Annotated in this window: 11 protein-coding genes; 8 read left to right on the forward strand and 3 right to left on the reverse strand. The window is 66.1% G+C overall.

The annotated features are described in order from the left end of the window. Positions 1–12 precede the first annotated feature (12 nt). Both MSZK_RS31320 and MSZK_RS31325 read right to left on the reverse strand, forming a co-directional pair. Entirely contained in the window at positions 13–1,179 is a 1,167-nt protein-coding gene (locus MSZK_RS31320; RefSeq protein ID WP_199203562.1) for an acyl-CoA dehydrogenase family protein, read from the reverse strand. Between the two features lie 106 nt (positions 1,180–1,285). Beyond that, positions 1,286–2,581 carry an amidohydrolase family protein gene (locus MSZK_RS31325; protein ID WP_099252383.1) on the reverse strand — a complete coding sequence of 432 codons (1,296 nt, stop codon included), beginning with the start codon at positions 2,579–2,581 and terminating at the stop codon, positions 1,286–1,288. Between the two features lie 237 nt (positions 2,582–2,818). Between MSZK_RS31325 and MSZK_RS31330 the strand changes: the two genes are divergently transcribed. The 8 genes from MSZK_RS31330 (at position 2,819) to MSZK_RS31365 (ending at position 9,393) form a co-directional block, all read left to right on the forward strand. Continuing rightward, on the forward strand, positions 2,819–3,349 hold the full coding sequence (locus MSZK_RS31330) for a carboxymuconolactone decarboxylase family protein (RefSeq protein WP_099252384.1): 531 nt from the start codon (positions 2,819–2,821) through the stop codon (positions 3,347–3,349). A 5-nt stretch (positions 3,350–3,354) separates the two neighbouring features. Next, the gene (locus MSZK_RS31335) at positions 3,355–4,671 is read left to right on the forward strand and encodes an aromatic ring-hydroxylating dioxygenase subunit alpha (protein ID WP_099252385.1); all 1,317 of its coding nucleotides are present in this window, start codon (positions 3,355–3,357) and stop codon (positions 4,669–4,671) included. Continuing rightward, a complete protein-coding gene (locus MSZK_RS31340; protein WP_099252386.1) occupies positions 4,664–4,999 on the forward strand; it encodes a hypothetical protein in 336 nt (111 codons plus the stop codon). The genes MSZK_RS31335 and MSZK_RS31340 overlap by 8 nt, the downstream gene beginning before the upstream one ends. Before the next feature lie 8 nt (positions 5,000–5,007). Next, entirely contained in the window at positions 5,008–6,225 is a 1,218-nt protein-coding gene (locus MSZK_RS31345) for an amidohydrolase family protein (RefSeq protein ID WP_099252394.1), read from the forward strand. Beyond that, positions 6,206–6,640, forward strand: a complete 435-nt coding sequence (locus tag MSZK_RS31350) for a nuclear transport factor 2 family protein (RefSeq protein WP_099252387.1) — start codon at positions 6,206–6,208, stop codon at positions 6,638–6,640. The genes MSZK_RS31345 and MSZK_RS31350 overlap by 20 nt, the downstream gene beginning before the upstream one ends. Continuing rightward, positions 6,637–7,770, forward strand: coding sequence for an acyl-CoA dehydrogenase family protein (locus MSZK_RS31355; protein WP_099252388.1), 1,134 nt, complete (start codon positions 6,637–6,639; stop codon positions 7,768–7,770). The genes MSZK_RS31350 and MSZK_RS31355 overlap by 4 nt, the downstream gene beginning before the upstream one ends. A 24-nt stretch (positions 7,771–7,794) precedes the next feature. Continuing rightward, complete coding sequence (locus MSZK_RS31360; RefSeq protein WP_099252395.1) at positions 7,795–8,574, forward strand: acyl-CoA dehydrogenase family protein; 780 nt, start codon at positions 7,795–7,797, stop codon at positions 8,572–8,574. Positions 8,575–8,736: 162 nt separating this feature from the next. Further along, positions 8,737–9,393 (forward strand): TetR/AcrR family transcriptional regulator, encoded by a 657-nt coding sequence (locus tag MSZK_RS31365; protein WP_099252389.1) that lies wholly within the window; start codon positions 8,737–8,739, stop codon positions 9,391–9,393. A 9-nt stretch (positions 9,394–9,402) separates the two neighbouring features. On the opposite strand, the gene meaB is transcribed toward MSZK_RS31365, so the two are convergent. Then, positions 9,403–10,290 (reverse strand): methylmalonyl Co-A mutase-associated GTPase MeaB, encoded by an 888-nt coding sequence (gene meaB / locus MSZK_RS31370; protein ID WP_099252390.1) that lies wholly within the window; start codon positions 10,288–10,290, stop codon positions 9,403–9,405. Positions 10,291–10,546: the final 256 nt, after the last annotated feature.

The raw sequence follows: 10,546 nt of genomic DNA on the forward strand, positions 1-10,546 counted from the left end.
GTGGACCGGCCACTAGTAGCTCTTCGGTAGGCCGAGCACGTTGGCGCCGAGGAAGTTCAGGATCATCTCCTGACTGACCGGCGCGATCTTCATCAGCCGTGATTCCCGGAAGAACCGGGAGATGTGGTACTCCTCGGAATAGCCCATACCGCCGTGGGTCTGCAGCGCCCGGTCCGCCGCCGCGAAGCCGGCATCGGCGCAGAGGTACTTGGCCATGTTGGCTTCCCGGCCGCACGGTTTTCCGCTGTCGTAGAGCCACGTCGCCTTCCGCAAGATCAGCTCGGCGGCGTCCAGCCGCGCCAGCGAGTCGGCCAGCGGGAACTGGATGCCCTGGTTCATGCCGATCGGCCGGTCGAACACCACGCGCTCGTTGGCGTACTTCACCGCTCGATCCAGCGCGACGCGACCGATGCCGAGCGCCTCGGCGGCGATGAGCATCCGCTCGGGGTTCAGGCCGTGCAGGATGTAGGAGAAGCCTTTGCCCTCCTCCCCGATTCGGTGCTCGACGGGCACCCGCAGATCGTCGATGAACAGTTCGTTGGAGCTGACGGCGTTGCGGCCCATCTTCTTGATCGGCCGGATGTCGACGTGGTCGCGGTCCAGATCGGTGAGGAACAGCGTCAATCCGTCGGTCGGCTTGCCCGCCTCGTCGCGGGGCGTGGTCCTGGTCAGCAGCAGGATCTTCTCGGACTCCAACGCCTTGGAGATCCACACCTTGCGCCCGTTGACCACATAGTGGTCGCCGTCGCGGCGGGCGACGGTGGTGATGCGCGAGGTGTCCAGTCCCGCGGTCGGCTCGGTGACACCGAAGCAGACATGCAGATCCCCGGTGACGATGCGGGGCAGCGTCTGCGCCTTCATCTCCTGCGAGCCGAACACCACGACCGGCTGCATACCGAAGATCGACATGTGAATGGCGCTGGCGGCGTTCATGCCGCCGCCAGAGCGGGCGACCTCCTCGGCGAGCAGCGTGGCCTCGGTGATCCCCAACCCGTGGCCGCCATACGCCTCCGGGATCGTCATGCCCAGCCAGCCGCCCTTGGCGATGGCGTCGTAGAACTCCGAAGGGAATTCGTGGGCCTGGTCTTTCTCCATCCAGTACTGGTCGTCAAATCGGGATGCCAGTTCCCGCACCGACTTACGGATCAGCTCTTGGTCATCGGTCAACTCGAAACTCATGCCTGACGGCACAGCCACACTCCTCTACTCCCTGATCGGCGCACAGCGCGGCGCGCCGGTGCCGGCGACCTCTCGCGCACCGGCGCCGTGTCGCCGACGGACCCGTTCAGTCCTTGTTGCCGGACAGCTCCTTGGCATTCGCCGCGAAATCGGCGAACGTGGCGCCGGTCTTCTCCTTCTTCGACAGCGCCTGGATCGAGACATCGTGGCCCTCGGCGGCCTTGCGCAGCGCGCCGATCGTGGCCTGCTCCTTGGCGATGTGGGTGAAGGGATCCCAGTTGTACCAGCGCATCGCGTTCTCGTAGGTCATCTTGTTGACCTCGTCGTCAGGCACGTTGTGCGCCTTGAGGACATCGTCGAGTTGCTCGGGTGCGCCCGGCCACATCGAGTCGCTGTGCGGGTAGTCGGCTTCCCAACAGATGTTGTCGATGCCGACGTCATTGCGCAACTGCACACCGACGTGGTCGGAGATGAAGCACGTCAGGAAGTGATCGCGGAACACCTCCGACGGCTTCTTCGCGCCGAAGTCCTGCCCCGTCCACGTCGAGTGCATCTCGTAGGTCCGGTCGGCGCGTTCGAGGAAGTACGGAATCCAGCCGGTGCCGCCCTCGCTCAGCGCGATCTTGAGGTCGGGGTACTCCTTGATCGGCTTGGACCACAACAGATCAGCTGCCGCCTGGACGATGTTCATCGGCTGCAGCGTGATCATCACGTCCATCGGCGCATCGGGCGCGGTGATCGCCAGCCGGCCCGAGGAACCGATGTGCACGTTGAGCACCGTGTCCGTGTCGACCAGCGCATCCCACATCGGCTTCCAGTGATCGAAATCGTGGAAGCTCGGGTAACCCATCGCGGCAGGGTTCTCGGTGAAGGTCAGCGAGTGCACGCCGCGCGCCGCGTTGCGCCGGATCTCGGCGGCGCAGGCCACCGGGTCCCAGATCACCGGCAGCGTCATCGGGATGAAGCGGGCCGGGTACGCCCCGCACCACTCCTCGACATGCCAGTCGTTGTAGGCCTGGACGAGGGCCAGCGAGAAATCCGCATCCTCGGTCGCGAACAGCCGGCCCGCGAAGCCGGGGAACGACGGGAAGCACATCGATCCGAGGATGCCACCGGCGTTCATGTCCTTGACCCGCTCGTCGACGTTGTAGCACCCCGGCCGGATCTCGTCGAGGCCCTGCGGCTCGAGGCCGTACTCCTCCTTGGGCCGGCCGGCCACCGCATTGAGCGCCACGTTGGGGATCACGATGTCGCGGAAACGCCACATGTCCGAGCCGTCCGGGTTGTGCACCAGCCGGGGCGCGTCGTCGATGTACTTACGCGGCAAGTGGTTGGCGAACATGTCGGGCGGTTCGACGATGTGGTCGTCGACGCTGATCAGGATCATGTCCTCTTTGCGCATGGCGATTCCTTCCGTGACGACCCGCTCTACTGAAAACTAGCTTCTCGCTCCACGAGAATCAACATCCGGAGACCCGCTCAGCATTGTGTCCGCGACCGGATTCCACGCCGCGGGCAGCCCGCCCGACCTCGGATTTTTCGCCCTGCTCAGCGGCGGGGATTGACCTCGGCGCGCAATCGTGAAAACCTGTTATCCGGTTTTGAGAATGCAATTCTCCACTGTGAGAGGGGGTTACCGATGCGCCTGACGCCGCTACCAGCGGAGCAGTGGGACTCCGACGTCCAGTACGCCCTGAAAGGCATGCTGCCGCGCGACCGGCAGAACCCAGAGGGCGCCGGGACGGCCCTGTCCACCCTGGTTCGGCATCCCGACCTCGCGAAGGCATATCTGGGTTTTTCCGTCCATCTGCTGTTCCGCTCCACCCTCCCGGCCCGGGTTCGGGAAGTCGCGGTGCTGCGTGTCGCCCACCGGCGCGCATGTGACTACGAGTGGGCACACCACGTCGAGCTCGCCAAGGCAGAGGGGCTGACCGACACCGACATCGAGGCGATCCGGCGGGGCGAAGCCCGTGACGACCTCGACCGGCTGGTCCTGCTGGCCACCGATGAACTCGAGGAGAACTCGAATCTCACCGACGAAACCTGGGCTGCTCTCGCCGATCACCTCGGCGAGCGCCAGCGCATGGACTTCGTCTTCACCGTCGGCGCCTACGGCATGTTGGCCATGGCGTTCAACACTTTCGGCGTACAGCTCGAGGATGAAAGGTAAGTACGTTGGCACATTTTCCGAAGCCGGCCGCAGGGAGCTGGACACAGAACTGGCCCGAGCTGGGCACTGCCCCGGTCGATTACACCGATTCGATCGATCCCGAGCAGTGGAAGCTCGAGCAGCAGGCCATCTTCCGCAAGACCTGGCTGCAGGTCGGTCGCGTGGAGCGGCTGCCCAAGACCGGCAGCTACTTCACCCGCGAGATGCCCTCGGTCGCAGCGGGCACCTCGATCATCGTGGTCAAGGACAAAGACGGCACGGTGCGCGCCTTCTACAACCTGTGCCGGCACCGCGGGAACAAGCTGGTGTGGAACGACTTTCCCGGCGAGGAGGTGTCGGGCTCCTGCCGTCAGTTCACCTGCAAGTACCACGCGTGGCGCTACGCGCTCGACGGCGAACTGACCTTCATCCAGCAGGAGGAGGAGTTCTTCGACGTCGACAAGAGCGACTACCCGCTCAAGCCGGTGCGTTGCGAGGTGTGGGAGGGCTTCATCTTCGTCAACTTCGACGACGACGCCGAGCCACTGCGCGACTACCTCGGCGAGTTCGCACGGGGCTTGGAGGGCTATCCCTTCCACGAGATGACCGAGGTCTACAGCTACCGCGCGCCGATCAACGCGAACTGGAAATTGTTCATCGACGCGTTCACCGAGTTCTACCACGCACCCGTCCTGCACATGAAGCAGGCGACCAAGGAGGAGGCCGAGAAGCTGGCCAAGGTCGGCTTCGAGGCACTGCATTACGACATCAAGGATCAGCACTCGATGATCTCGTCCTGGGGCGGGATGAGCCCGCCCAAGGACCTCAACATGGTCAAGCCGATCGAACGAATTCTGCACAGCGGCCTGTTCGGACCCTGGGACCGGCCCGACATCAAGGGCATCCTGCCCGACGAACTTCCGCCCGCGGTCAACCCGGCCCGCCAGAAGACCTGGGGCCAGGACTCTTTCGAGTTCTTCCCGAACTTCACGTTGCTGTTGTGGGCACCGGGCTGGTACCTGACCTACAACTACTGGCCGACCGGGGTGGACAGCCACATCTTCGAGGCGAACCTGTACTTCGTGCCGCCGAAGAACACCCGCCAGCGGCTGTCGCAGGAATTGGCCGCGGTGACGTTCAAGGAGTACGCCCTGCAGGACGCGAACACCCTGGAGGCCACCCAGACCCAGATCGGCACCCGTGCGGTCACCGATTTCCCGCTGTGCGATCAGGAGGTCCTGTTGCGGCACCTACACCACACCGCGCACAAGTACGTCGACAAGTACAAGGCCGAGCAGGCCGCCGGAACCACTGCGGACAAGAAAGAAGACGTGCATGTCTGAGCCGTTGCTCCCCGCCGAGTTCGCCGACCTGGAGCGGTTCAGCGACTGGATCCTGGCAACCGAACCGGAGCGCTACGCCAAGCGGCTAGCCTCGTCGATGGACGAGATGCAGGCGCTGTACGACGCAGGCACGTCGCGACTCGAGGAGGTCATGGTGTACCTCGACGCGCGTTTCCCGCTGCACGACATGCCCGCCGACGCCAAGCGGCTGATGCACCTGATGCAGTCGGTGGTGATGGTCAGCTTCCCGGTGGAGGTCTGGAAACAGCCGCGCGTGCTGGACAGCGGGGCGGCCTGGGTCGAACTCATCAGGGAGCCGGTGGTCTGAGCGTGCCGATGCTGACACTCAAGGCTGCCGGGTACGTCGATGTCGACGCGGGCGAGATCGTCCGGCCCGCCGTCGTGACGGTGGACGGCGACCGGATCGTCAGTCTGGGTGGCGAGCCCGAAGGTGAGGTGATCGACCTCGGCGAGGCCATCCTGTTGCCCGGGTTGATGGACATGGAGGTCAACCTCCTGATGGGCGGCCGGGGCGAGAACCCCGGCCTTTCCCAGGTCCAGGACGATCCGCCGACGCGGGTGCTGCGGGCTGTCGGCAATGCCCGCCGCACCCTGCACGCGGGGTTCACCACGGTGCGCAACCTGGGTTTGTTCGTCAAGACCGGCGGCTACCTGCTGGACGTGGCTCTGGCCAAGGCCATCGATGCCGGCTGGATCGAGGGGCCGCGCATCGTCCCGGCAGGCCACGCCATCACCCCGACCGGCGGGCATCTGGACCCCACCATGTTCGCGGCGTTCATGCCGGGCGTGCTGGAACTGACGATCGAGGAGGGCATCGCCAACGGGGTCGACGAGATCCGCAAGGCGGTGCGCTACCAGATCAAGCACGGCGCCCAGCTGATCAAGGTGTGCTGCTCCGGCGGCGTCATGTCGCTGACCGGTGAGGCCGGTGCGCAACACTATTCGGACGACGAGCTGCGCGCCATCGTCGACGAGGCCCACCGCCGGGGACTGCGGGTGGCGGCACACACCCATGGGGCCGAGGCCGTCAAACACGCGGTGGCCTGCGGCATCGATTGCATCGAGCACGGCTTCCTGATGGACGACGAGGCGATCCAGATGCTCGTCGACCATGACCGGTTCCTGGTGACCACCCGCCGCCTGGCGCAGGCGATGGATGTCTCCCACGCACCGAAGGCGCTGCAGGACAAGGCCGCCGACATGTTCCCGAAAGCGGAGACGTCGATCAAGGCTGCCTACGAGGCGGGCGTGAAGATCGCCGTCGGCACCGACGCCCCCGCCATCCCGCACGGCAAGAATGCCGATGAGCTGGTCACGCTGGTGGAGTGGGGCATGCCGCCGGCCGCGGTGTTGCGCGCCGCCACGGTGGTCGGTGCGGACCTCATCAACGCCACCGACCGTGGCCGTATCGCCGAGGGCCTGCTGGCTGACATCATCGCCGTGCCCGGTGATCCGTTGGCCGACATCACGGTGACCAAGGATGTTCGCTTCGTCATGAAAGGCGGGAAAGTCTATGTCCACAAGACGGACTGACGACATCGTCGAGATCCAGCAACTGCTCGCCCGTTACGCGGTGACCATCACCCAACTGGACGTCGAGAATCTGGTCAAGGTCTTCACCGACGGTGGAACATACAGCGCCTTCGGCGAAACCTATTCGTTGTCACGGTTTCCCGAGCTCGTCGAGGCGGCGCCCAAGGGGCTGTTCATGACCGGTGAGTCCCTGATCGAGTTCGACGACAGCGACCCGAACGCCGCCACCGGAACGCAGCCGTTGTGCTTCATCGAGCATTCCGCGCACGACATGCGCATCGGGTACTACCGCGACACCTACCTGCGAACCGACGCCGGCTGGCGGCTGCGGACCAGGGCGATGACGTTCATCCGCCGGACCGGTGTGCACGATTCCGGGCGTCCGCATGCGATCGGCCGACCGGCGGGCGGATGACCACGGAAGCCGGATCCGGCACGACGACAGCACAATTCCGCGAACGGCTGATCGCCTGGCTCGACGAGAACGACCTGACACCGGGCCCGGATCATTCGCTGCCGGCTCATATCGAGCAGATGAGCCGCGTGCGTCGCGCCCTCTACGACGCCGGGTGGATGCGTTACGGGTGGCCCGAAGAAGTGGGGGGACTGGGCGGATCGCCGATCCTGCGCATGGTGGTCGCCGAGGAGGTGCTCGGTCGCAACATCGCCGAACCCGGCCCGTACTCGATGATGGAAGTGCTGGTTCCGACCATGATCTCGTACGCGCGACCGGAGCTGGCCGCCGAGATGGTGCCCCGCTACCTGCGTGGCGAGGAGCACTGGTGTCAGGGCTTCTCCGAGCCCGGGTCGGGCAGCGACCTGGCATCGCTGTCCACCAAGGCCACCCCGCGCGGCGACGGGTGGGTGGTCAGCGGCCAGAAGGTGTGGACCAGCTTCGCGCAGTTCTCGAAACGGTGCGTGCTGCTGACCCGCACCGGCGGCCAGGAAACGCCCAAACATGAGGGCATCACCGCGTTCTTCGTGGACATGGACTCCCCCGGCATCACCGTGCGACCGCTGCGCACCATGCACGGGGTGGACGAGTTCTGCGAGGTCTACTTCGACGACGTCGTGGTGCCGGCCGAGCGGATGCTCGGCAACCCCGGCGATGGCTGGCGGCTGGCCAACGACCTGTTGCCGTTCGAGCGGTCGACGTGTTTCTGGCAGCGCATCGCCTATCTCTTCACCCGCATGGACCGGCTGATCGCCGATGCCGCAGACGCCGGCCAGGCCGGTGATGCGGAGCTCGGGGCGGCCTACCTCGCCTTGCACACCGTCCGCTGCACCTCGGCACGCACTCAGCATCGCTTCGCCGACGGGGCCAAGCTCGGCGCGGAGACCTCGATCGACAAGGTGCTGCTGGCCGGCGCCGAACAACGCCTGTACGAGACCGCCCGCGATGTGCTTCCGGGTGTGCTCGAACTCGACGAGACGGGTTGGCGCTCAGAGTTTTTGTATGCCCGCTCGGCCACGATCTATGGCGGCACCGCGGAGATCCAGCGCAACATCATCGCCCGCCGGCTTCTCGACCTCGGGAAGGAGTAGGCAGTGGACGACGGCGAATTCGGGATGCTGGCGGACACGCTGGAGAAATCGATGAGCTCCGCGGCGGCCGCCGGAAGATCACATGTCGAGGACGTGCTCGCCGATTTCGGCTGGCTGGAGATGCTCGGCGAGATCCCCTCGGAGGCAACAGCACTGGTCTTCCGACTGCTCGGTGAGACCGGCACGCACGCCGGGGTGATCAATGACGTCGTGCTCGCGGAGGCCGGACAACCACCGGGTTCAACGATCGCGCTGCCGTACACCGGCGGGCGCTGGGTGCTGTGGGAGCGCACCGCCGGCGCGCACTCGGCGATGGATCCCGAACTACCCCTGCGCGGCTGCGCGGCGGGGACCGCGCTGCCACTGGCCGGGGGCCGCCGGGCACTCGGTTGGTGGCTGGTGGGATCGGCGCGGGCGATGCTCACGCTGGCCCGCCGGCACGCGGTGGACCGGATGCAGTTCGGCCGTCCGATCGCGTCGTTCCAGGCGGTCCGCCACCGGCTCGCCGAGAGCTTGGTGGCCGTCGAGGGCGCCCAGGCCACCCTGCTGGCCGCCGAGGACGACCCCAGTGAGCTGGCTTGTCTGTTGGCCAAGGCGGCGGCCGGACAGGCCGCCCTCACCACAGCCAAGCACTGTCAGCAGGTGCTCGGCGGGATCGGCTTCACCGCCGAACACGACCTGCATCGTCACGTGAAGCGCGCGTTCGTGCTCGACGGTCTGCTCGGTTCGACGCGCGAGCTGACCCGGGAGGCGGGCACGGTCATACGCACGCTGGGACACGCACCCCGGCTGGGAAATCTGTGACGTACGCCATGGCGGCGAATGCGCTGATCACCATTTAGACTGTCGGCGACGCGAAATTTGGGCAAGATTGGATTGAGAATATAATTCTCGCCGCTGAGAGTAGTACTCTCTTAGCGTGAGCCACATCCGAACCGCTGACACGCGCTCGTCTCGAGCCCTGCAGTGAACAGCCCGAGCGAAGAGCCCGCTTGGAAGCAGCGCGCCGTGGAGCGGTCCATCCGGACCGCCAAAGTGCGTGCCGGGCAGCGCGTGCAGCGATTCCTGGATGCCGCTCAGGCCATCATCACCGAGAAGGGCAGCACCGACTTCACCGTGCAGGAAGTCGTGGACCGCTCGCGCCAGTCGTTGCGTAGCTTCTACCTGCAGTTCGACGGTAAGCACGAACTGTTGCTGGCACTCTTCGAGGATGCGTTGAGCCGAGCGGCCGACCAGATTCGGGCGGCGACGTCGGCCCAGAAGGATCCGCTGGATCGGCTGAAGGTCGCCGTCACCCTGCTGTTCGAGCTCTCGCGGCCGGACCCGACCGCGCGCAGGCCGCTGTTCACCGACTTCGCGCCGCAGCTGCTGATCTCGCACCCCAACGAGGTCAAGGTCGCGCACGCACCGCTGGTCGCCCTGTTCACCGAGCTGATGATCGAAGCCGCGGCGGCCGGTGAGCTGCGCGAAGACGCCAATCCCCGCCGGATCGCTGCGATGACGATGCAGACCATCATGTTCATCGCCCAGTCCAGCTCGGTCGAGGACGAGGAGAACGTCCACACGCCGATCAGCGGCGACGAGGTGTGGACCTTCTGCTCGCAGGGCTTCGCCCGCAAGTAACCCCTGCGCTCACGGCTGGTCGACCGGCGGCGAGGTTCTCGGTGCGATCAGGGCTTCGGCCGCGGCGTAGGGATCGCAGCGTCCCTCGGCGACCGCCTGTGCGACCGCGTCGAGATCGGGGTGACTGCGCAACCGGCTCTGCGCAAGCGAAAGCACCTGTGCCCGCGCCCGAGCGGACCGCCGGGCTGCGGTGTCGGAACGCCGGTGCGCCTCGATCGCCTCGATGAGTTCTCCGACCCCTTCGGCCCGCGCGGCGACCAGGGTCAGAACCGGCACGTGCGTCTCGAAGGTCAGGTCACGCACGGTCTGCGCGGCACCCTCCCGGTCGGCCTTGTTCACCACCACCAGATCGGCAACCTCGAGCAGACCGGCCTTGGCCGCCTGAACCGCGTCGCCGGCACCGGGATTGAGGATCACGATCGTGGGATCGGCGACCGCGGCGATCTCGATCTCGGACTGTCCGACCCCGACGCTCTCCAGCAGCACGACGTCATAGCCCAGCGACCCGAGCAGCCGGATGGCGGCCGGCACGGCCTCGGCCAAGCCACCGAGATGACCGCGAGTGGCCACCGACCGGATCAGCACGTCCGGGTCGTTGATGTGCGCGGCCATCCGGATCCGGTCGCCCAGGAGCGCCCCGCCGCTGTAGGGCGACGACGGGTCGACCGCGAGGACGGCGACCCGTTGCCCGCGTTCGCGATACGCCGCGACCAGCACGGCGATGGTCGTGGACTTGCCGGCACCAGGCGGGCCGGTCACCCCGATCACCGGCACCACGGCTGGCCCGAGTTCGGCCAGCACCGCAGCGCGCCGCGGGCTCTCGACCAGGCTCAGCAGCCGTCCAACCGCCCGGATGTTCCCACCCCGGGCCGCGGCGATCAGCTCGGCGACATCCATAGCTCGCAACGCTAACTCAGTAACTGGCGGCCTCGTTCGTGCTCGCAATTGGTCATCTCGGGTCATCTGAGAATACTATTCTCTCATCAAGAGAGTGTTAGTTACACGAAGGGTGCCGCAATGCAGATCAGTGGGGTTTCCGCCGTCGTCTTCGGTGGCGCGGGCGGCCTAGGTGTAACTCCCAGACAGGTTGTGAACGGCGTGGTGAGCGGAAGTAGGTGAGGACCTCCGGTATCGGTGTGGTTACCAAACACGC

It is taken from the genome of Mycobacterium sp. shizuoka-1, assembly GCF_002723835.1.
Lineage (GTDB): Bacteria > Actinomycetota > Actinomycetes > Mycobacteriales > Mycobacteriaceae > Mycobacterium.